The sequence below is a fragment of the Micromonospora sp. 050-3 genome (assembly GCF_046549335.1).
In the GTDB taxonomy this organism is placed as follows: Bacteria; Actinomycetota; Actinomycetes; order Mycobacteriales; family Micromonosporaceae; genus Micromonospora; species Micromonospora trifolii.
In genome coordinates, this window is record NZ_JAJPVX010000002.1 from 1,547,274 (window position 1) to 1,569,079 (window position 21,806).

Annotated in this window: 18 protein-coding genes and 1 pseudogene; 8 read left to right on the forward strand and 11 right to left on the reverse strand. The window is 69.2% G+C overall.

Translation table 11 applies throughout. From position 1 onward, the window contains the following. Window positions 1-6 precede the first annotated feature (6 nt). Entirely contained in the window at window positions 7-2,991 is a 2,985-nt protein-coding gene (locus tag ACLJOK_RS22190) for a glycoside hydrolase family 3 C-terminal domain-containing protein (RefSeq protein ID WP_410820601.1), read from the forward strand. 52 nt (window positions 2,992-3,043) lie between these two features. On the opposite strand, the gene ACLJOK_RS22195 is transcribed toward ACLJOK_RS22190, so the two are convergent. The 3 genes from ACLJOK_RS22195 to ACLJOK_RS22205 are packed head-to-tail and all read right to left on the reverse strand — an operon-like array spanning window position 3,044 to window position 6,542. Next, the gene (locus tag ACLJOK_RS22195; protein WP_410821563.1) at window positions 3,044-5,125 is read right to left on the reverse strand and encodes a CotH kinase family protein; all 2,082 of its coding nucleotides are present in this window, start codon (window positions 5,123-5,125) and stop codon (window positions 3,044-3,046) included. Further along, window positions 5,122-5,943 (reverse strand): polyphosphate polymerase domain-containing protein, encoded by an 822-nt coding sequence (locus ACLJOK_RS22200; RefSeq protein ID WP_410820602.1) that lies wholly within the window; start codon window positions 5,941-5,943, stop codon window positions 5,122-5,124. Before ACLJOK_RS22200 ends, ACLJOK_RS22195 begins: the two co-directional genes overlap by 4 nt. Further along, entirely contained in the window at window positions 5,940-6,542 is a 603-nt protein-coding gene (locus tag ACLJOK_RS22205; protein ID WP_410820603.1) for a DUF4956 domain-containing protein, read from the reverse strand. The genes ACLJOK_RS22200 and ACLJOK_RS22205 overlap by 4 nt, the downstream gene beginning before the upstream one ends. A 686-nt stretch (window positions 6,543-7,228) precedes the next feature. Here ACLJOK_RS22205 and ACLJOK_RS22210 point away from each other — a divergent pair. Further along, complete coding sequence (locus ACLJOK_RS22210; protein WP_410820604.1) at window positions 7,229-9,904, forward strand: RICIN domain-containing protein; 2,676 nt, start codon at window positions 7,229-7,231, stop codon at window positions 9,902-9,904. Window positions 9,905-9,948: 44 nt separating this feature from the next. Here ACLJOK_RS22210 and ACLJOK_RS22215 read toward each other — a convergent pair whose 3' ends face one another. Next, window positions 9,949-11,139: a DUF1996 domain-containing protein gene (locus ACLJOK_RS22215; protein WP_410820605.1), complete on the reverse strand. Its 1,191-nt coding sequence runs from the start codon at window positions 11,137-11,139 to the stop codon at window positions 9,949-9,951. 179 nt (window positions 11,140-11,318) lie between these two features. Between ACLJOK_RS22215 and ACLJOK_RS22220 the strand changes: the two genes are divergently transcribed. Both ACLJOK_RS22220 and ACLJOK_RS22225 read left to right on the forward strand, forming a co-directional pair. Then, the gene (locus ACLJOK_RS22220) at window positions 11,319-11,615 is read left to right on the forward strand and encodes a DUF6582 domain-containing protein (RefSeq protein WP_196921397.1); all 297 of its coding nucleotides are present in this window, start codon (window positions 11,319-11,321) and stop codon (window positions 11,613-11,615) included. A gap of 65 nt (window positions 11,616-11,680) precedes the next feature. Beyond that, a complete protein-coding gene (locus tag ACLJOK_RS22225; RefSeq protein ID WP_410820606.1) occupies window positions 11,681-12,895 on the forward strand; it encodes an FUSC family protein in 1,215 nt (404 codons plus the stop codon). 56 nt (window positions 12,896-12,951) lie between these two features. Here the strand turns inward: ACLJOK_RS22225 and ACLJOK_RS22230 are convergent, their stop codons facing one another. Beyond that, window positions 12,952-13,377, reverse strand: coding sequence for a VOC family protein (locus ACLJOK_RS22230; protein ID WP_410820607.1), 426 nt, complete (start codon window positions 13,375-13,377; stop codon window positions 12,952-12,954). Between the two features lie 164 nt (window positions 13,378-13,541). On the opposite strand from ACLJOK_RS22230, the gene ACLJOK_RS22235 reads away from it, so the two are divergent. Next, window positions 13,542-15,371 (forward strand): glycoside hydrolase family 15 protein, encoded by a 1,830-nt coding sequence (locus tag ACLJOK_RS22235; protein WP_410821564.1) that lies wholly within the window; start codon window positions 13,542-13,544, stop codon window positions 15,369-15,371. Window positions 15,372-15,380: 9 nt separating this feature from the next. Here ACLJOK_RS22235 and ACLJOK_RS22240 read toward each other — a convergent pair whose 3' ends face one another. Then, window positions 15,381-16,196, reverse strand: coding sequence for a DUF72 domain-containing protein (locus ACLJOK_RS22240; protein WP_410821565.1), 816 nt, complete (start codon window positions 16,194-16,196; stop codon window positions 15,381-15,383). Between the two features lie 124 nt (window positions 16,197-16,320). On the opposite strand from ACLJOK_RS22240, the pseudogene ACLJOK_RS22245 reads away from it, so the two are divergent. After that, window positions 16,321-17,301 (forward strand): annotated as a pseudogene (locus ACLJOK_RS22245) (glycosyltransferase); the annotation flags it as partial. A gap of 91 nt (window positions 17,302-17,392) precedes the next feature. Beyond that, window positions 17,393-18,121: a Clp protease N-terminal domain-containing protein gene (locus ACLJOK_RS22250; RefSeq protein WP_410820608.1), complete on the forward strand. Its 729-nt coding sequence runs from the start codon at window positions 17,393-17,395 to the stop codon at window positions 18,119-18,121. A gap of 10 nt (window positions 18,122-18,131) precedes the next feature. Here ACLJOK_RS22250 and ACLJOK_RS22255 read toward each other — a convergent pair whose 3' ends face one another. Then, entirely contained in the window at window positions 18,132-18,650 is a 519-nt protein-coding gene (locus ACLJOK_RS22255; protein WP_354943271.1) for a hypothetical protein, read from the reverse strand. Between the two features lie 145 nt (window positions 18,651-18,795). Next, window positions 18,796-18,990, reverse strand: a complete 195-nt coding sequence (locus ACLJOK_RS22260) for a DNA repair protein (protein ID WP_410820609.1) — start codon at window positions 18,988-18,990, stop codon at window positions 18,796-18,798. Between the two features lie 172 nt (window positions 18,991-19,162). Between ACLJOK_RS22260 and ACLJOK_RS22265 the strand changes: the two genes are divergently transcribed. After that, window positions 19,163-19,828, forward strand: coding sequence for a GNAT family N-acetyltransferase (locus tag ACLJOK_RS22265; RefSeq protein ID WP_410820610.1), 666 nt, complete (start codon window positions 19,163-19,165; stop codon window positions 19,826-19,828). A gap of 221 nt (window positions 19,829-20,049) precedes the next feature. On the opposite strand, the gene ACLJOK_RS22270 is transcribed toward ACLJOK_RS22265, so the two are convergent. From ACLJOK_RS22270 to ACLJOK_RS22280, 3 genes are read right to left on the reverse strand one after another with little or no spacing between them, the layout of a single operon-like run. Continuing rightward, window positions 20,050-20,748 (reverse strand): TetR/AcrR family transcriptional regulator, encoded by a 699-nt coding sequence (locus ACLJOK_RS22270; RefSeq protein WP_410820611.1) that lies wholly within the window; start codon window positions 20,746-20,748, stop codon window positions 20,050-20,052. Then, complete coding sequence (locus ACLJOK_RS22275; RefSeq protein ID WP_410820612.1) at window positions 20,711-21,205, reverse strand: thiol-disulfide oxidoreductase DCC family protein; 495 nt, start codon at window positions 21,203-21,205, stop codon at window positions 20,711-20,713. Before ACLJOK_RS22275 ends, ACLJOK_RS22270 begins: the two co-directional genes overlap by 38 nt. After that, window positions 21,202-21,801, reverse strand: coding sequence for a hypothetical protein (locus ACLJOK_RS22280; protein ID WP_410820613.1), 600 nt, complete (start codon window positions 21,799-21,801; stop codon window positions 21,202-21,204). Before ACLJOK_RS22280 ends, ACLJOK_RS22275 begins: the two co-directional genes overlap by 4 nt. Window positions 21,802-21,806: the final 5 nt, after the last annotated feature.

The window sequence follows — 21,806 nt, forward strand, 5'->3', positions numbered from 1 at the left end:
ATCCGCATGCGGAACTGGCGCCTTCGGCGCGGAATCACCGCGCTCGCGCTTGCCCTGCTAGCCCTACCGGCCGTTCCCGGCACCGCGCTCGCCGAACCCACCTACCCGTTCCGAGATCCCCACCTACCCGTGAACGCCCGGGTCGACGACCTGCTCGGCCGGCTCACCCAGGACGAGAAGATCTCCTGGCTGCACCAGTACCAGCCGGCCATTCCCCGGCTGGGCATCGGCCTGTTCAAGACCGGCACCGAGGCGTTGCACGGGGTGGCCTGGTCCACCGACATCGACAACAACGGCGCGGTGGTCAAGGCCCGCGGCACCGTCTTCCCACAGCCGGTGGGCATGGCGAGCACCTGGAACACCGACCTGATCCGGCAGGTCGGTTCGGCCGTCGGCGACGAGGCGCGCGGCTACCACGCGCAGAACCCCCGGGTCTGGGGGCTCAACCTCTGGGCGCCGGTGGTCAACCTGCTGCGCGACCCCCGGTGGGGCCGCAACGAGGAGGGCTACTCCGAGGACCCGATGCTCACCGCCGCGATCTCCACCGCGTACGGCTCGGGGATGACCGGCGGTGACCCGAACCACCTGAAGAGCGCGCCGACCCTCAAGCACTACCTGGCCTACAACAACGAGGTCCGGCGCGATGTGACCTCCTCGAACGTGCCGCCTCGGGTGCTCAACGAATACGACCGCGCCGCCTTCGAACCGGCCATCGCCGCCGACGCGGCGACCGGGATGATGGCCGCGTACAACCTGGTCAACGGTCGCCCGGCCACCGTGGACCCGGACCTGGCCACCGTGGTCCGCGACTGGACCGACCAGCCGCTGATGAACGTCACCGACGCCTGGGCGCCGAACAACCTCGTCGCCTCGCAGGGGTACTACCCGACCCAGGCCGAGGGGAACGCTGCGATCATCAAGGCCGGCCTGAACAGCTTCATCACCGACGACACCAACGCGCAGCCGACCATCACCGCGATCAAGCAGGCCCTGGCGGCCGGTCTGCTCACCGAGGGGGACATCGACGCCCGGATCCGCGAGATTCTGAGCGTCCGGTTCCGGCTGGGTGAGTTCGACCCGGGCGGCGGCCGGTACGGCGGCATCACCCCGGACGTCATCAACAGTCCTGAACACCAGCGACTGGCCCGGCAGGCCGCCGGTGAGGCGATGGTGCTGCTGAAGAACGAACGGCAGGCGCTACCGCTGGACCCGGCCCGGACCCGCAAGGTGGCGGTGCTCGGCCCGCTGGCCGACACCCTCTACTCGGACTGGTACGGCGGCGACCTGCCGTACCAGGTGACGGCGCTCGGGGGCATCCGCGAACGGTTGGGCGGCTCGGCCAGTGTGAGCGGGCTCGACGGGGCGGACCGGATCGCCCTGAAGGACGTGTCGACCGGCCGGTACGTCTCGGCCACCGGCACCACCGACGCCGACAGGGTCCTCGGGACCGGCGCCACCCCGGCGCTTGCCGCCCAGTTCGACGCTGTCGACTGGGGGCAGGATGTGGTGACGTTGCGCAACGCCGCCAACGGCCGCTACCTCGGCTACAACTGGGGGCCGTTCGTCACCCGCGACGAGCAGCCGAACGGCTGGTACGTCCAGCAGCAGTTCAAGCTGGAGCCGCAGGCCGACGGAACAGTGGTGCTGCGTTACGTCGGCTACGAAACCACTGAGAGCTGGTTCGGCGCCGACACGTACGTGACGGTCGGCGACGACGGCGCCCTCAAGCTCGGCGCATCCACCCCGGCCGGCGCGGCCCACTTCAGTCGCGAGGTGATCAGCAGCGGAATCGACCGGGCCGTGGCGGCAGCCAAGGCGGCCGACACTGCGGTGCTGGTGGTCGGCAGCAACCCGTTCATCAACGGCCGTGAGGCGCACGACCGGACCTCGACGGCGCTGAGCGCCGGCCAGGAGGCGCTGGTCAAGGCCGTGGTCACTGCCAACCCGCGGACCGTGCTCGTGCTCCAGACCAGCTACCCGGTCACCATCCGGTGGGAGCAGGAGCACGTACCGGCCATCGTCTGGACCACCCACGCGGGCGCGGAGACCGGTCACGCCATCGCCGACGTCCTCTTCGGCGACCGCAACCCGTCCGGCCGGCTCACCCAGACCTGGTACCGCTCGGACTCGCAACTGCCGCCGGACCTGCTGGAGTACGACATCATCTCGTCCGGGCAGACCTACCTGTACAGCCGCGCGAAGCCGCTCTACCCGTTCGGCCACGGTCTGTCGTACACCCGCTTCCGGTACGGCCAGCTGCGTGCCGGTCCGCAGTCGGTCGCGGCCGACGGCACCATCACGGCCAGTGTCGACGTGACGAACGTCGGCAGCCGGGCCGGGACCGAGGTCGTTCAGCTCTACACCCACCAGCGCACCTCGCGGGACACCACCCCGATCCGCCAGCTCAAGGCTTTCCAGCAGGTGAAACTCGCGCCCGGGCAGACCCGTACGGTGACCTTGCGCCTGCCCGCCGCCGACCTGGCGCACTGGGACGTCACCCGCAGCAGGTGGGTGGTCGAGTCGTCCGTCCACGACCTGATGGTCGGGGCGTCCGCCGAGGACATCCGGGCCCGCGCCGCGGTCCGGGTCCGTGGTGAGACCATCCCGGCCCGCGACCTGTCCCGGCCCACCAGGGCGGAGAACTTCGACAGGTACGCGGGAGCCCGGCTCGTCGACGAGACGAAACCCAGCGGTACGGCGATCGGTGCCACAGCGGCCGGTCAGTGGATCTCTTTCGACGGTTCCGCGCTGCGTGCTGACGCGCGCACCTTCACCGCGAAGGTCGCCAAGGCCGGCGCGGGCGCCGGCACGATCCAGATCCGGTTGGGCTCGCCCACCGGCCGGCTGCTGGGCACGGCCACAGTGCCCAGCACCGGCGACGACTACCGGTACGTCAGCACCAGCACCGAGGTGGCCCGGGCCGTCGGCACCCGCGACGTGTACCTGGTGTTCGACTCCCCGCTGCGGCTGGCGGAATTCTCCATCAGGTGACCGGAGCCCGTGGCCGGGTCGATCGTCGACCCGGCCACGGGCCGGTGGCTCGTCAGTTGGCCGTGCAGGTCAGCGAAGGTGTGCTGGGCGTGCCGGTGGACGAGCCGAGGAACCCGAACGCGGTGCTGGCGCCGGCGCCGAGTGCCCCGTTGTAGGCGACGTTGCGCGCGGTGACCGCCGATCCCTGGCTCGTGACTGTCGCGTTCCAGGCCTGGGTGATGCTCTGGCCACCGGCGAAGGTCCACGTCACGGTCCAGTTGCTGATCGCCGACGTTCCCGCGGTGACCCGTACCTCGCCCTGGAAGCCACCGGTCCACTGGCTGGTCACCGCGTACGTCGCGGTGCAGCCGGCCGCCGGCGGTGGGGTGGTGGGCGGAGGCGTGGTAGGCGGAGGCGTGGTGACGGAACCACCCCAACCGGCGGTGGAGTCCAGCCAGGCGGCGCGCCGCAGCATCCAGTCCCGCATGACCTGGACCTGCCCCTGCCAGGTGGGCGAGGTCGGGGTGCGGAAGAAGCTGACCGTCGGCGCCGTCAGGTTCGGCCAGCGTTGGAAGTTGCGCTGAGCCGCGTTGGTCAGCGGGGTCGCGAGAGCGTTGACCCGGGTCTGGAGCGCGGCGTCGGAGAGCAGGCCCCGTCGCAGTGTCTGCCAGCGCGATCGGGCCTGGTTGACGAACGCGGGGTCGCGCAGCAACTGGGCGAACCAGTCGTTGGCCGACGGCTGCCGGGTCTGCTGGTGCTGCCAGCCCGACACCTGGTCGTTGGCGAAGAACCCACCGACGCCGAAGCTCAGGTCGAAGTCCCACAGCGGACCCGCGAAGATCTTGCTGTCCCGGTCCTTGTAGAAGTGCGAGCTGCGGACGTAGGCGTCCATCTCCCGGCTCAGCTCGTTGACGATCATGAGGTCGATGAAGGAGTCGACGTCGATGTACTTGCGGTATCCGGTGGTCGGGTCGGCGAAGTTCGACGAGTGCAGCACGTCGTTGAACTCCTGGAGGTGACCGCGCAGCCAGTCCCGTTGCTGCGGTTGCAGGGGCGACGGATCGGCGACCTCAAGGTAGTTCCAGCAGGTGGCGGCCGGCCCGGTGCACGGCAACGTCGGCTCCTCGGCCGCCATCCACTCGAACTTCCAGATGTACCCGCCCTGGATCTTCGGCAGGGTCACGTCGTCGGAGTCCAACTGCTTGAGGTCGAGGCGGTCCTTCGAGTTCTTGATCGTCTCCATGAACATGTAGACGCCCATGTAGTCGCCGGCACCCACCGGTGCGGCGTCCGTGTTGAGGTAGAACTCGGCGAACGCGTAGCGCGGGGCCGGCAGCCCCATCTCGCGTCCGAGGTCGTAGACGAGCGCCTCGCGGATCAACGCCTTGTCGGGGAACGGGCCGCGCAACACCCAGTCGGAGTCGGCGGGCATGCCCAGCACGGGGTGGTCGGCGTCGTCGTTCTCGTTGTCCCAGAACTCGACCCGGAACGGCGTCTTCTCGAACGTTGCCGACGAGTTGCCGCGCAGCCGGAATCCCGCGCGGGTGCTGAGCGTCGGGGCGGCCGCCAGCGACGTGGTGCCGCCACCGGCCGGTTCGAAGATCATGGTGGTGGCGTCGAAGTACTCACGGTCGGGCCGGCCCGCGCCGTACGAGTCGATCAGCACCACCGGCAGGTCGTGGGCGGTGGTGACGTTCTGCGCGGCGTACATGGCGGTGCCGGGCGCACCCGTCGGTGTCTGGCCGACGAACGCCTGTGCCCGCAGTTGGGTGGTGCGGGTGAAGCGCAGCGCCGAGCCCGAATAGAGCGACGACTGGGCGGTGGGCGGCTGCCCGTTGGTGGTGTAGCGGATCTGGGCACCGCTGACCGTGCTGCTCAGCGTCACCGCCACCTCTCCCTGGAAGGTGCCGCTGGGCACCGAGAAGGTGATGTCGCCGACCAGGTCGTCCGCCGCGGCCGGTGCGGCGGCGGCATCGGCGGCCTGGGTGCCGGCGAGGAGTTCGGTGACCGGTTGGGCGGCCTGGGCAGTCGCGACGGGTTCGGCGCCGGCCGGTGGCGACGACACCACGAGGAGGCCTGCGACGAACACTGTGGTGGCGGCGATCCCGGCGGCACGAAGGGCCGCCACCGGAAGACCGGTGTTGCGGGTGGTCATGCGCACGATGCCTCCTGTTCTGATCGGGTGGGAACTGTCAACTCCAGGAACGCCGAGGACGGGTCGGCGCGGAAATGGCGGCGTAGCGTCCGTCGCCACGGCACGTCGGGAAGATCCAGGCGGAGAGCAGCGAGACCGGTGGCGTACTTCGAGATGCGCACGGGCCGGGTCCCGCGCTGCCACAGCGCGCGGTCGACCAGCGAAGGGGCCGAGCTGGTCTTGGTCTCGACCACGGCGATGCCGGGCAGTCGCAGGGTGCGGTCACCGTCCTGCCAGGTGAGCGCGGTGTCGATGGTGACCCGGCTCGCGGTCGACGGCAGCAGCAGAGTGGAGCGACGGTAGCTGGTGACCAGCACCGGCTCGAGCGGGCTGCCGGCGAGATCGGACAGGATCGACTCCCGATCGAGCACCTCGTCGACGAACCTGCGCCCAAGCCGGACGGTGCGGCGGTCCTCGGCGAGATACGGCAGTCGGTGCTTGGTGACCCGTCCGCGCGCTCCGCTGATCTTCACTTCCAGCCAGCACTGGGCCGAGTCGAGGTAGGTCCGGGTCCGTACCTTGAAGCGTCTGCGCCGCCGGTACGCGGCGCAGTGGTAGCTGGCCAGACAGGGCGTGTCGAAGTACACGGACTCGTACCGGAAGCTGCGCTCACCATCGATGTCCAGCACCCGGGCGTACGGGGTGAGCTGGTCCAGCAGGTGCGGCAACTCGTCCACCGCGATCACGTACTTGCGGTCCACCCTGCTCTGCAGCGCCGCTCGGTCGATCACCTCGGCGAGTGCGATCGGTGCCAGCCGGGCCAGCGGTGGCGCGCTCATCGGAGCGCCCCGGTCCGGACCGACTTGCTGGTGCCGGCCGCCGCGCTGCGCCGGGCGACCGAGTATCGGACGTCGACCACTGTGGTCTCGTTGACCATGTCGAGCCGCTGGACGATGGCGTTGTGCACCCGGGCATTGAGCAGTTGCTCCAGCTGGGCGACGAGGGCGACGTGATCGGTGACGGCGGAGTCGAGCACCATGATCTGGTGCCGGTAGTGCCGGAGCAGCCGTCGGTGATCACCGACGAACATCACCGCGACGATGAGTGCCATCAGGCCTCCGCTGAGCCAGACCGAGGTGGTGCTGAGTGCGCCGAGAATGCCCAGTGCGAGAGCGGAGAAGTAGTACGCGACCTCGTGCTGGTCGAGCTCCGTCGACCGGAGTCGGATGATGGAGAGCACCCCGAACAGCGCCAGTCCCAGCCCGAGCCCGGCACCGACGTCGCTGGCGCTCAGCGCGCTCGCCACCGCGAGGACGCCGACGTTGACCCCCAGGTAGGCGACGACCAGGTCGCGCCGGCGGTGCCGGGGGAAGTAGAGCCCGAAGACGAGCAGCGCCACCGCGCAGATGTCGATCGCGAACAGGACGAGCTGCGACATCGCTGGGGTTCCTCCTGGTTCACGCCGGAGCGGACCGACGCCAGGCCGCCGTCGCTGCGTGGCGACCTGCGGACGGTGGCCGGACCTCCGGGTTACTTTTCGGTAAACTTTCGGTATTTCGTTGGTGACTGTAAGCAGAACATCAATGCAAGTCAATGTGTGATCGGTGCGCACATGCAGCTCCCGGGGCCGGCTGGCGAGGGTGCGCTGCGCCTGACGTGGGCATGCCCGGGACGCCGCCTCGACTCCTGACGCCGCCGAAACTTTCGGAGTCTTTCGGACTTCGCGGTCTCGGTTGATCGGGCCCTGGCGCGGGTTGATCGTCGGTCCGGCCCGGGGTCTCCCTGATTGCTGTCGCGGCCTATATGGCGAGCCCGCGTCGTCGCTGCGGATTCGTCGGACGACGTAGGCAGGGGCGTGCGGTCGGCATGGTTGATCTGCCCGATCCGACGGCATTTCTACATAGACGCCCTCCAATTGCCAGTTGCATTGGTCAGACGTGTGACCTACGCTCCCAGTAAGAATTTCGGGGCGGTTAACAAAGAGTGCGGTCGGGGCGACGGAAGTCCCCGCCGGCCCTTAGTGGCGTCGCTGTTTCCGTACTCGTCGCTCGATACGAACTTTGGGCACCACATCGACGACCAGTGAGAGGAACAGACGTGAAGTCAGCCATATCCACCGCTCGAATGTCAGTGCTGGCGGTGGCGGCGCTTGTCGCCGCCACACTGCCGGCAGTGCTGACAAACCAGCTACCGGCCTCGGCCGCAGTCCAGGCGACCTACTATGTCGCCCCGGACGGTAACGACGCCAATCCGGGCACCCTGCAGTCGCCATTCCGTACTGTGCAACGTGCCCGGGACATCGTTCGTACGATAAACACGAACATGACCGGCGACGTGGACGTCTACCTCCGTGGTGGAACCTATCCGGTGAGCAGCACTGTCGAATTCGGGCCGAGCGACTCCGGCACCAACGGATTCCGGATCAGCTACGCGGCCTACCCCAACGAGAAGCCGGTCCTCGACGGCGGCGTCCAGGTGACCGGGTGGAGCCAGCACAGCGGCAACATCTGGAAGGCGCCGCTCAACCGCGCCAACAAGCTGCGGGCTCTCTACGTCAATGACAAGCGCGCGTTCATGGCGTCGAAGACGATCAGCTCGGCGGGCTGTTACGGGACGTACAACATCACCGCCAACCAGGCCTCGTGGGCCTGGGAGTCGGGCTCGCAGTGCGATGGCGCGAAATACAGCCTGAACGACTTCCCGGCCGTCCCCAACAACCAGGACGACATCGAGATCGAGACCGGAACGACCTGGACCACTGCCATCGTGGGCGTCCGCCAGGTGACCACGAGTTCCGACGGCGCTAACCGGGTCGCCCTCTTTCAGCAACCCGGTGCGGCCATAGCCCAGGGCGCATTCAACGGCAACGCCCAGGTGGGTGGCACGCACAAGCTCATGAACGCCTACGAGTTTCTGGACGCCCCCGGTGAGTTCTACTTCGACAAGGGCAGCCGGACGCTCTACTACTACAAGGCCAGCGCCGAGAACATGTCGACAGCGACGGTCTACGCGCCGAACAACATCTCCACAGTGCTGCGGGTCGCCGGCACCTCGACGAGCAGCCACGCGCGCAACATCACGTTCTCCGGCCTGACGGTGCAGCACTCCGACTGGAACCTGGTCAACGTCGCAGGCTCGGTCCTCAAGCAGGCGCAGCAGGGCAATCTGAGCGCGAACGTGTACGCCAAGGGCAACTTCCACGTCTACCACTACCGCAACGTCGACGTGGTTCCCGGCATCGTCCAGGTGCAGAACGCCGACGGGATCCTCCTGCAACGCAACCGGATCCAGCACACCGGTGCCGACGGGATCAGCATGGTCAACGACGTGCAGAGCACGCAGTTGATCGGCAACCACACCAACGACATCGCCGGGTCCGCGATCCTCGTGGGCCATCCGCAGCACGTCTACGTCGGAGACGGCACGTCGACCAACCGGGAGAAGTACTCCGCGTCGGTCGAGGGGCTACCGAAGAACATCGACATCAAGAACAACTACCTCTACGACAGCGCGGTTCTGTTCAACGGGCACAGCCCCATCTCCGCGTACTTCGCCGACACCCTCACCATCCAGCGCAACCGGATCGAGAAGACCCCGTGGTCGGGCATCACGCTCGGCTGGGGCTGGTGGAACTTCGACGGGTCGTCGGGCTCGATCGTGCCGAACCGACCGACCACCACGGCGAGGAACAACACCATCAGTTACAACCACTTCATCGACACGGTGCAGCGCCTCAGCGACACGGCCCCCATCTACACGCTCGGAAGCCAGCCCGGAACCACCATCACGAACAACTATCTCCAGGGTGTTCCGTCGGGTCACAAGTACGGACTGCACCCGGACGAGGGATCCGCGTTCATCACGTTTCGCGACAACGTCCTGAGTATCGACAAGAACGTCACCTGGATGATCAATTCGGATGACTTCGGGCGGAAGCACGATCTGAGCATCACGCAGATCTACGGCCCGATCAACAAGGTCTCGAACAAGAATCTGCCGAACAGCACCGTCGCCGACATCCTCGTCTCGTCCGACTATGTCTGGCCGGCGGCGGCGTACGGCATCGCCGCGAACTCCGGCCTTGAGGACGCGTACCGCGACATCATTCCGGCGAGCAATTTCTCCGCACCGAACTATGTGCTGCCGGCCAGCACCTTCGTCACCAGCGCCACGGCGTCGATCCCGATCCGGAGCATCGGCGACGCCACCAAGTCGGTCTGGTTGGCGCCGTACGGCACGACCACCTTCACCGCCGGGGCGACGATGACCAGGGCCGCCGGCACCGCCACGTCCATCGCCGTGCCGGCCACTCAGGGCGAGTACCGGCTCTACGTCGTCGATGCGCAGGGCAACCGGTCGGCCGAGTCGACAGCGCTCGTCCGGCAGCAGCAGGGCGGTGGCAGCGGTACGGGAAGCGGACAACTCGTGGGTGGCCAGTCCGGCCGCTGTGCCGAGGTGCCCAACTCCTCGACCACCAACGGCACTCAGGCCCAACTCTGGGACTGCTCCACGGGCACCAACCAGCGGTGGACCCAGACGGCCAGCAAGCAGCTGACCGTGTACGGCAACAAGTGCCTGGACGCCTCCGGGGCCGGCACGGCCAACGGCACCGCGGTCATCATCTGGGACTGCCACGGTGGGCTCAACCAGCAGTGGAACGTCAACGCCAACGGCACCGTGACGAACGCCCAGTCCGGGCTCTGCCTCGACGCCAACGGCGCCGCCACCGCCAACGGCACCAAGCTCATCCTCTGGTCCTGCAACGGCGGCACGAACCAGCGGTGGACGCTGCGTAGCTGACCCGAACAGACTCCGGGGCCAGGCCGACACGGGCCTGGCCCCGGCTATTTCTGGTAGCCGTAGTTGTCGCAGGTCCGGCGTCCCTGGACGCAGTTCTTGGTGCGCTTGTTCATGGTGTTGACGTCCCACATCACGAACGCGTCGCCGTGCATCGACGAGGCGCTCTTGCCCTCCTTGTCGGAGGAGAGGTAGTAGCCCGCCGGGGTGCCCTTCGCCGGGTACTGAATGTCGAAGGTGATCGCCGGGATCCGGACCGGGTGACTGGTCGGGCAGGAGTTGCCGCTGCCGTACGCCACATGGTCCTTGTGGTTGGGGCTGTCCAGGTGCTTGCCGTCCCAGCAGTCCGGGAACTGCATCATGAAGTGCAGCGTCGCGTCGCCCCCGCAGATGGGCCAGTTGCCGTTGGTGCTGCGGGCGATGCCGTCGAGGTCGCCGGGGCCGTAGAAGGCGCAGTAGAACTGGCCGGTCGCGCCTCGCGGCGTCGGCTTCTTCTTCTTGGCGTCGCCGGAGATCATGCGCAGGCCGTTGGGCATCGGCATCTGGCCTGTCGAGTTCTTGGCGAGCGAGCGGTAGTAGACCCGGAAACCGGTGGTCTCGACAGGCTTTCCCGTCGCGTTGTCGTAGAGCGTGGGCACCCAGTAGGCGGAGTGGTCCTGGACGGGCTTGCAGGAGGTGGCAGTGAACTTCGTCAGGTCGCCGGCGACGGTGTTCGCGTCGACGGCCTTGTTGCCGACGAACGAGTGCATGTGTGACGCGCCCGGTAGGCCGGGGGCGACGATCGGGTCGTCCGGTAGCCGGTGGCTGTACTGGCAGTCCGCCCGGAACTCCGGAAGGTTGCCCACGCCGGACGGGACGGGGTCGATCTTCAACGCCCGGTACGCGTCGGCCTGCGCCTTCCAGGTCGTCCGGTCGACCGGAATCCAGCCGGTTGCCGGGACCTTCGGCGCGGCAGCGGTCGACGGTGTCGCGCCGGTCGACGGGGTCGTGGCGGCCGACGGCGTCGCGGAGGTCGACACCGCCACGCCGGGCGACGCCGGCTGCCCGGCCGGTGGTGACGGGTATTCGAGGGCGTTGGCCGCGTTCGACGGCTCGGGCTGCGCCGCGCCGTTGCCCAGGTACGCGCCCCCGGCCGCGATGACGAGTACTGCCGCCGCGCCGGCGGCCACCCCCAGCCTGTTGCGGTCGAGCCAGCCAGGAAGGCGATGACGGGGTGGTGGCGGGCCTTCGTACGACACTGTCACTCCCAACGAGTAGACGCCAGGATGACCCGAACGGCCACGGCGGCCGAATGGTAGGCGCTTCCGGCCCGTGCCCGGAAGGTCTTTAAACCTTCCTTAAAGTACGCGGGCTTTCCGCGCCCGATCTCATGTCGGTTCGGAGGTGCTGCCGGGCAGCGCGCGGGTAATGCTGGGCGATGACATCGACCTGGAAGCCCCACGAGAAGCACGGCGGCCTGTCGGACAAGGACAAGCGCGAGCTGCCGGAGACCGTCTTTGCGTTCCCCGGCAAACGCAAGGAGCCGATGACCGATGCGAGCCACGTCCGTAACGCCATCGCCCGGTTCGATCAGGTGCAGGGCGTCACCGACAAGGACCGCGACCTGGCCTTCCAGAACATCCTCGCCGCCGCCAAGCACTACGGTGTCGACGTCGCCGAGACGAACTGGCGCCAACTCGGCAAACTTCCGCACACGCCGAACCCCGCCCACTGACGGGACACAGACACGATTCGGCCCACTGGCCGGATAGGTCCGCCTCCGCTGGGTAAGCGGCGCGGATGCCCGCCAAGCAGGAGCCGGCAGCTGACCACGACCCACCCCCGCACCGGGTGTTCCGGGTCGACCGAGCCTGGGCCGGCCTGCGCGAGCGGGTGCGGCACGGGTTGCGATCCCGGGCCTGGCGCCTGCGCCTCTATTGGCTGCTCGCCGTGCAGGCCGGCGTCGCGGCGACGATCGCCTGGTTCGTGGGGTACCAGTTCCTGGACAATCCCGCCCCGGTGCTCGCACCCACCACAGCGGTCGGCATCGTGGCCGCCGCGATGGGCTCACGCTTGCGGCGCACCATCGAGCTTCTGGTTGGGGTCGTTCTCGGGCTCGCCGTCGGCGACGCGCTCATGCCGTTGTTCGGCATCGGGGCGTGGCAGACCGGCGTGGTCGTCGTACTGGCGATCATCGTCGCCATCCTGCTCAAGGGCGGTGGCTCACTGCTCACCCAGGCCGGCGGCACCGCAGTGCTCATCGCCACCCTGGAACCGCCCGTGCGTGACCTGTCCGTCCCTCGCTTCGTCGACGCCGCGGTCGGCGGCCTGGTCGGGTTGGCTGTCGGTCTGTTGCTGGTGCCCATCCACCCGCAGCGGACCGTGCGGCTGCTGGCCGAACCCGTCCTCGACCCGGCCATCACCGCCATGCACGACCTGGCCGCGGCGCTGCGCCTTCGGGATCTCGACGGCGCCCAGCGGAGCCTGGGGACGTTGCGCGGCCTCGGCTCCCGGCTGACCGCGCTGGACGAAGGGCTCGGCGCCGCGCAGGAGGTGGTGCGACTGGCGCCACTGCGCTGGCGGGAGCGCCCATCCCTGGCCTATTACACCGATGCCGTCCGACACATGGAACGCAGCCTGTACGCCTTTCGAGCGATCACGAGAAGGCTCACGAAGGCCATGCGGGACGGCGAACCGGTGCCGGAGGAGTTTCCCGCTGCGATCGACCTGCTGGCCGACAGCGTGCAGACGCTGCGCTGCGCGATCCGTGCGCGGGCCGAGCCGCAACAGGCGCGCCAGCAGATCCTGACCGCCGTCGAGTTGGTCGGAAAAGCGCAGGGACCCGCCGTGTCGGATCCCACCCGCCCGCACACCCACCGGCTGGGCTACTCGGGCATGATCGCCGCAGGCGATTTTCGCACCTCGGCACACGAACTGCTGATGGCCAGCGGGCTGAACGCCGACGAAGCGGGAGCGTTGGTGCGGCGAACGGTGGACCGGGACGAGTGGGACTGATCCCGGCCCGGCACCTCCGCCGCTACCGCTGAGCGGGAACGTCGAGCGCACCCACCTCAGGTCGCCTTCAGCGACGCGAGGACGTCAAGGTAGTGCGGGTTCTTCATGACCCCCAGCACGTTGCCGAACGGGTCGACCACCGCCGCGGTGATGAACCCCTCGTCCCCGTGCGGAGTAATCGGCTGGTACTCCGTGGCACCCATCGCCAGCAGCCGTTCGACTGTCGCGTCGAGGTCGTCGACGTACCAGTGCATCACGACGCCGCCCGGCCCGGTCGCCGCGCCGGCCGGTGCGAATTTGCGGTCGATGATGCCCAGTTCGGCCTGGTAGTCCCCGACGCGGAACTCGGTGTAGGCCGGGCGTCCGTCGGGGCCGGGGCGCATGAAGTACGCCTCGACGCCGAGGAAGTCCGCGTACCAGGCGGTGGCCGCTTCCACGTCGTCCGCCCAGATGTTCAGGGTGGCGAATCCTCGCAGGCTCATCAGGTGTCCTCTCGTCGATGTCGTTGATGGTGACGCTATCGACGATTGCGGAAGGTTTGCTTCCGCAATGAGTGGTGGTCTCGACCGTGTCCAGCCGCGGGCCGCATCTTTCGACGGTGCCCGGGTAGTCGCCGCCATTGCCAGTACTGATGGCGGGGGACAGCGTGGACAGCTACCCGGCAGTCGAGGACCACGGTCTGATCGGTGATCTACAGACCGCGGCGCTGATCAGCACGGACGGTACCGTCGACTGGTTCTGCGCGCCCCGCTTCGACTCGCCGAGCGTCTTCGGAGCGCTGCTGGACCGCCGCAACGGCGGCCACTTCCAGCTCTCGCCCGAGGGTGTCGACTACACGAGCAAGCAGCTCTACCTGCCCGGTACGCCGATCCTGATCACCCGCTTCCACAGCGCCGACGGTGTCGGTGAGCTGTTGGACTTCATGCCGGTCACCGGTGCGGAGGCCACCGACCGGCACCGGTTGATCCGGCTGGTGCGGATGGTCCGGGGGAGCATGCGGTTCCGCTTCCACTGCCACCCACGGTTCAACTACGGGCGCGATCCGTACGAGCTGGAGGTGCACCCCGAGGGCGACGTCTTCCGGAGCCGGACGATGAGCCTCACCCTGGCCGCCTTCAAGAACTCGCGCCGCGAGTTCAACGCGAGGGACATCAAACGGGACACCGACGGTGTGTCTGCTTCGTTCACCCTGCACGCCGGCGACATCGGCGGGGTGGTCCTGGAGACGGCCTGCCCGCACGCGCCCCGAGCGCTCACCACCGACGAGGCGTGCGAACTGCTCGCCGAAACCCGCGACTACTGGCGGCGGTGGGTGGGCGGTTCCCGCTACAAGGGTCGCTGGAGGGAGGTGGTCGAGCGGTCGGCGATGACCCTCAAGCTGATGACGTACGCACCGACCGGCGCCCTGGTCGCCGCGCCCACAGCGGGGTTGCCCGAACAGATCGGCGGACAGCGGAACTGGGACTACCGCTACACCTGGATCCGGGACGCGTCCTTCTCCGTGCACGCGCTGCTGCGCCTGGGCTTCACCGACGAGGCCGAGAAGTATCTGCTCTGGCTCGACGCGCGCATCCGTGAGGCACGGGACGGCAACCTGCCCCTGCAGATCATGTACCGCATCGACGGCTCACCGGACCTCCCCGAGGAGGTGCTGGGTCACCTGGAGGGGTACCGCGGCTCCGCCCCGGTGCGGATCGGCAACGGCGCCGCGGGTCAACTCCAACTCGACATCTACGGCGAGGCGCTCGTCTCGTTGGAGCTGGCGGACCGCAACGGGCTGATCGCGCCGTACGAGGGGTGGCGCAAGACGGCCGGCTTGATGGACTGGCTCTGTGAGCACTGGGACCAGCCCGAGGACGGCATCTGGGAGACCCGTTCCGGTCGGCAGGACTTCACCTACGGTCGGGTGTTGTCCTGGGTCGCGCTGGACCGGGCCATCCGCATCGCGCGACGCCGGGGCCGCCCCGGCGACATCGCCCGCTGGTCCGCCGAACGTGACGCCATCTACCACCAGGTGATGACTCGTGGGTTCAACCAGGAACGTCGCGCGTTCGTGCAGCACTACGGCTCCGACATCCTGGACGCGTCGCTGCTGGCGATGCCGGGGCTGAACTTCATCTCGGCGACCGACCCGATGTGGGAGTCGACGCTGCGGGCGATGGACACCGGCCTGGTCTCCGACAGCCTGGTCTACCGCTACGACCCGAGGGCCTCGCCGGACGGTCTCGCCGGCACCGAGGGCACCTTCAACATGTGCACCTTCTGGTACGTGCAGGCGCTCGCCCTGGCCGGCCGGATCGACGACGCCCGGTTGACGTTCGAGAAGATGCTCACCTACAGCAACCCGCTCGGCCTCTTCTCCGAGGAGATCGCGCCGACCGGTGAGCAGATCGGCAACTTCCCGCAGGCGTTCAGCCACCTCTCGCTGATCAGCACGGCGACCCACCTGGACGACCTGCTCCACCAGCAGGGCTGACCGGTCCGCTCAGAACAGCGTCAGCGGCTCGACCGGGATCGGCTCCGGCAACGCGTCGAGCCCGGGTACGCGTGCTCGTACCTCGTCGTGGAACCGGCGGGCGAGCGCCGGCGCGTCGGCGTTGTCCGGGGTGTGGATGAACATCGTCGGCGAGCGCCCCTCGCGGAGCCAGGTGACTGTCACGTCGATCCAGCGCTGCCACCCCTCGACAGTGCGCGTCGAATCGTCGCGACCGAGGTATCGGACGATCGGCCGGTCGGTCAGCGCGAGGGACCGGAGCGGCACGCGGGGCTTCTTGGTCCAGGCGTCCCGCTCCGCGTCGCTGGTCGGCGGGCTCGCGAAGAAGGCTGTCGTGTCGAAGGGAATCCACTCGGCGCGGGCGGCGGCGAGGGTCTCCCCGAGCAGCCGGGCCGCGTGGGCGTCGGTGAAGAACGCGGGATGGCGGACCTCCACCGCGTACCGGTGCGACTGCGGAAGCTGTTCCAGGAAACGGCTTAGGGCCGGGACGTCGGCGGGCGCGAACGAGCCGGGTAGCTGGATCCAGAGGGCGTGGGCGCGCGGGCCGAGCGGTTCGACGGCGTCCAGAAAGACGCGTAGCGGTTCGTCGACGTTGGTGAGCCGGCGTTCGTGCGTGATGACCTTGGGAAGTTTGAGGACGAACCGGAAGTCGGGACCCGTCTGGGCGGCCCACGAGGCCACGGTGTCCCGGGCCGGGGTCGCGTAGAACGTGGTGTTGCCCTCCACGGCGTCACACCAGCTGGCGTAGTGCCGCAGGCGCTCGGTGGGCGGCAGTCGATGGCCCGGCCACGACCGGTGACTCCACATCGCGCACCCCACGTGCAGACGCATGACCGCCCTTCCCGCCGGTGACCGCGCTCGACCGGAGCCCACCGTATACGGGCCGGCGGACCCGGCCGGGCCCACGGTGCGGCAGGTAGGGTCCGACGCCATGCGTGTGCTGTTCGCCAGTCTTGCGTCCGTCGGTCACACCTATCCGCTGATCCCGTTGGCGATCGCCGCCCGGGACGCCGGGCACGAGGTCCACTTCGCCGCCGGGACGGAGGTGCACGCGCCGCTCGCCGCGCACGGCCTGCGGCCGTTCCGGCCCGGCGACGCCTTCTACGAGGTGTACGCCGAGGATCTCGCACCTGAGTTGGCGCGGCTGCGGCCCGACCTGGTGGTGCACGAGTGGGGGCTGCCGGGAGCGGCCGTGGCGGCTCACCGGGCCGGGATCCCCGGCCTGTGGCACGGGTTCGGCCGGATGTTCCCCGAGGGCATCGGCCTGGAACTGCCCACCAGGAACGCCGAGGTCGTCGGCCGGCCGCACCTGGACATCTGGCCGCCGTCGCTCCAGGACAAGGACTTCCTCGCCACGGAACGTCGGATCGAGCTGCGACCTGTCGCCTTCTCCACACCGGCCCCGCTGCCCGAACGGGTGAGCCGTCGCACGTCCCGACCGTTGATCTATGTGACCCTCGGCACCGCGTTCGGTACGCCGGAGCTGCTGCGCACCGCCATCGCCGGCCTGGCGGCGCTGGACGCCGAGGTGGTGGTCGCGGCCGGACGGGTGCCCGTCGAACAGTTGGGCGAGATCCCCGCCCACGTCAGCGTTCACCAGTGGGTGTCGCAGGCGGAGCTGTTGCCGCTCGTCGACGTGGTGGTGCACCACGGGGGCAGCGGCACCACCCTCGGCGCGCTCGCGGTTGGCGTACCGCAGTTGCTGCTGCCGCAGGGCGCCGACCAGTTCGCCAACGCCGACACGCTCACCGCCGCCGGTGTCGCAGTGCGGCTCCTTCCGGGCAAGGTGGACGCGAGCGCCATTGCCGAGCAGGCGCGCCTGCTGCTGCCGCGGCGGGGCCAGGTCGAGCAGCGCGACGCGGCCCGTCTGATCGCCGAGGAGATCGCCGGCATGCCCTCGCCGGCGGCCGTCGCTCAACTCCTGCCGGAATACGTCGCCTGAGCGGAGCTGGAGTCGTCAACTCAGGGTTGACGCGAGGAATGCGTCAACCTATGGTTGACGCATGACAGATCCTCTTCAGATCGGTAACCCCGTCAAGCTCGACGACCTGATCCAGGCGATCAAGACGGCGCACACCGACGCGCTTGACCAACTCACCGACGCGGTCATCGCCGCCGACCACCTCGGCGAGGTGGCCGACCACCTGATCGGGCACTTTGTCGACCAGGCACGGCGCTCGGGCGCCTCCTGGACCGACATCGGCCGCAGCATGGGGGTCACCAAGCAGGCCGCCCAGAAGCGCTTCGTGCCGAAGACGACCGACGCGGCCGCGCTCGACCCCAACGCCGGCTTCGGCCGGTTCACCCCACGCGCCCGCAACGTGGTGATGGCCTCGCAGGAGGAGGCCCGGGCCAGCGGCAACGCCGAAATCGGCCCCGAGCACCTGGTGCTGGGCCTGCTGGCCGAGCCGGAGGGGCTGGCCGCCAGAGTGATGGCTGGTCGCGGCGCCACCGGCGAGGCGGTACGGGAGGCGGTCGGCACCGTCCTCCCACCGAGGGTCGAGCAGGTTCCGGACCTCATCCCGTACGACGCGCGCGGCAAGAAGGCGTTGGAGCTGACCTTCCGGGAGGCGCTGCGCCTCGGGCACAACTACATCGGCACCGAGCACATTCTGCTCGCCCTGTTGGAGCAGGAGGACGGCGCCGGCGTGCTCACCAACCTCGGCCTGGACAAGGCGACGGTCGAGGCCGACCTGGCCGCCGCCCTCGCCGCCGCCGTCGGAAAGAAGTGAGAACCCGGGGTCAGGGCACCTCAGGAAAGCCGTAACGCAGGGCGTGCTCCGGATCGGCCGGGTCGATCTGGCGTACGCCCGCGTCGGCGAGGCGCTTGTTGACCTCGTCGAGTTGCTCACGCACCAGGCGGGCCTCCTCCTCGGTGACCCGGCCCCGGTGTGGCTTGCCGGCGTGCTCCAGCGTGCCGTAGTCGATCTTCTCGGTGGTCTTGCGGGCCTTGGGTGGGCGGACCCGCTCAGCCGTCTTCAACAGCTGCGCCATCGGCACGTCGGTGGCCATCGCGTCGAACTCGCTGGCGGTCAACACCACCCGGCGGGGCTCGCCGCCACCGTGCCGGTCGTGGATCTCCACCACCGCCACGTCCAGCGCGGCGTCGTCGATGTTCTCCACCTCGCCCGGGGTGGCGTCCAACTGCACGGGCCCGGCGACCAGGTCCGGGTGCTCCAGCACGACGACGCGGACCACCTCGGCGTCCTGCTGCAGAACCGTGCCGGTGAAGTCGGAGACGTGGATCGTCTTCTTGCCCATGCGCGGAGCTTCTCCTGTCGTAGGCCGGGATGGCGGACCCCAAGAAATTACCCGACAGGTGTGCGAAAGCCGCCGCTGGACCTCCTCCGGTGTGTCGCCCCGAACGTCGGAGGCTGCCCCTCGGTGCCACCCGACCGGTGGTGCGTCAGTGGGTGTTCAGGCGGTGCCGACCGGAGCTGCCGACGGACAGCTTGTTCAGCCCGGCCCACGACAGGGCGCCGCCGCCGATCGTCCGCGGGTTCCGGTAGCGCGGCTGGGGCGGATTGCCTCCGACGGCCTCCGCCGCCTGCCAGAGTCGCTCGGGGTCCTGCTGGTAGTCGTCGCTCGGCTGAATCGGCATGCGTTTACCGTCCCAAACAAAGGTGTCCAGGTATGGAAATACATATGACGGTCGATTTTGTGCGCGCCTGGGTTCCGCACCCCTTTCCCGCTCGGCCCTGACGTATCCTGCGCCCGGCCCTGCCGTCCGGCGTACGGTGATCGACGAAAGGTCGGGTGACGGGGAGGTGCGCATGCTCGACCGGCGACTTCACCTGCACCTGGCCACCTGGCTCGGCCAGTGGCCGGCCGGGCCGGGGTTGCACGTGGTCGCCTCGCAGCGGCGGGCCGAACCGGCCTGGGATGGCCGGCTACGCCCCGCGCTCGCCGTGGACACCGGGCAGAGCGCCGTTCTCTCCGTGGCGCCGGACCGCGTGGCGGCGACCCGCGCGTTGGTCGTCAGCCGTACGCCGGCTCGCTTGCTCGCCGCACTGCCGGAGGCCGTCGGCCGGCCCGGCTTCTGCGTACACGACGGGCCCTTCCGGTGGAGCCTGGCGCCCGCGCCGCTGCCCGACGTGGGGGAGTGGACCGAGCCGACCGCCACCGGGCTGCCGCCGTGGCTGCGACTCTTCGACCGGCCGGTGCTGGTGGTCCGCGACCCGGACGGCGGCTACCTGGCCGGTGCCGGGATCAAACGGCACGACGCGTACGGGCACGAGTTGGCCGTCGGTACCGTGCCGGCCGCCCACGGGCGAGGCCTGGCCCGTCGACTGGTGGCCCAGGCGGCGCGGCGGGTGCTCGACGAGGGAGCGGTCCCCACCTATCTGCACGAGCGGGACAATTACGCCTCGGCCCGCGTCGCCGAAGCGGCCGGTTTCCCGGACCGGGGCTGGCGCGCGTACGGCGTCTATCCACGCTGAGCGGGCATTGGGCGCGGACCGTGGATCCCGGGCCGGATCCACGGTCCGCAACCTCCCCCCAGGCCCCGGTACCGGGTGTAGCGGCCTCGCCGTGGGCGAGCCGCTACGCGTCGATCACGCTACGTATCGAACTGGCTCGGGGCAAGGTTGAAGCTGTCGGTTCGGAGTGTCGAAAACCGGACTTGACCTGCGGCTTCGCTGGCAGCATGGTGTCGGCCGGATCAGTGACGCAGCGTGCGAATCAGGTCGAGCACCTGTCGGGTCACCGGCCGCAGGACCCGGAGCCGGGACAGCGCCACGAGCCGGTCGATCAGAGGTACGGCCCCGTCGATCAGCTGGCGGGTCTTGGTCTGGTCCGGCGACCTGTCGTGCACCCAGTAGAGGATCACGCCCATGTACGCGAGCCAGAGCAGCTCGGGCAGCTGCGGACGCAACTCGGCGTCGACAGTGGCCGTCGAGCCGGTCAACACCTCGCCGAAGAGGTCGATGGCCGCCTGTCGAGGGCCGGAGGACTCCGCGGAGAAGGGGCTCAAGGGGGAGGTGGGCTCCGCCGCCGTCTTGAAGAAGGTCGCCGCGAATCCGTGTGAGGGCGTCAACACGTCGATCCCCGCGTGCAGCACCCCGGCGAGCCGGGGACCGAACGCCTCCTCCCGATCGAGCACGGGCTGCGCGGCGGCCCGGTGCTCGACCTGGGACTGGGCGTAGAACTCCTGGATCAGGTGGTCCTTGGAACCGAAGTAGTAGTAGGCGTTGCCCACCGCCACGCCGGCTTCCTGCGCGATCGCCCGCATCGTGGTCTGGGCGTACCCGCGTTCGCGGAACAGCCGCATCGCGGTGTCCCGGATCAGCTGCCGGGTCTGCTCGCCTCGGGCGGTGGCTGGGTCACCCGCAGTGGTCGTCTGCGCAGGCTGCTCGGTCATCGGGCTCACCGTATCCCGCCGGTTCGTCGGTCGGCTCGGCCCGCGGGTCGCGGATCCGCTCCCGGATCGCCGAGGCGGCGGCCACCGTCTGCCGGGCGAGGGGAAGCAGGTGCGGTCGGGCCAGCCGCTCGGCCGTGGACCGATGGTCGGCCAGTGCCCAGAGGCAGGCGAACCAGGCGCCGTCGCCCGCGTACACCTCGCCGGTGTCGGCGATCACGGTGAGGTCGCGCAGCGTCGCGTCGTGGTCCAGGCCGGGGAAGCGCCGCCGGGCCTCGGCGGACCCGGCCGGCACGAACTCCAGGGGTACGAGTTGGGCGCGGGACGACAACCAGCGGCGGGCGGCGCGGCAGAGCGGGCAGGCCGCGTCGAACAGGACGGTGAACCCCCGGATCCCACCGCCGGAGTGAGCGGTGGGATCCGGGAGCCGACCGATGCCGTCAGTCGGGGGCACTGTCATCGGGTCGGTGGGTTGTTCGTCGGGCCGACGCCCGGCTGCGGACCACCCGGCTGCGGACCACCCGGCTGCGGACCACCCGACTGCGGACCGGTCGGCTGAGGTCCGGTCGGGTAGGCGCCGGTTGGCTGGGGTCCGGTCGGGTACGCGCCGACCAGCTGCGGTCCGGCTGGGGTGGCTTGCATGGGTAGTCGGCCGATCGGGGCGAGCGGGGGGTGGGTGGCGAACTGGCGGAGTCGGTTTCGGCGGTAGCGGCCGAGTGCGAAGACGTTGAAGAAGTGCAGCGCGCCGAGCACCAGCAGCACCAAGCCGATCTTGAGTGACAGTTCCTCCATGGCCTGGCTTGTCGAACCCACCGGGTCGGAGTGCTTCATCGCCACGGTGACGTAGCCGAGGTTGAGCAGATAGAAGCCGACCACCAGGAGGCTGTTGACCGCTTGGGCGAGTCGCTTCTCGGCGAACACCTCCTCCAGGAAGACCAGCCCGTTGCGGGACAGCGCTCGAGCCACCCAGATGGTCAGGCCGACGCTGACCGCGAGGTAGACCACGTACATCCCGACCTTGATGTCCATGTGGACGCCCTTCTTGAACGTGTTCAACTACC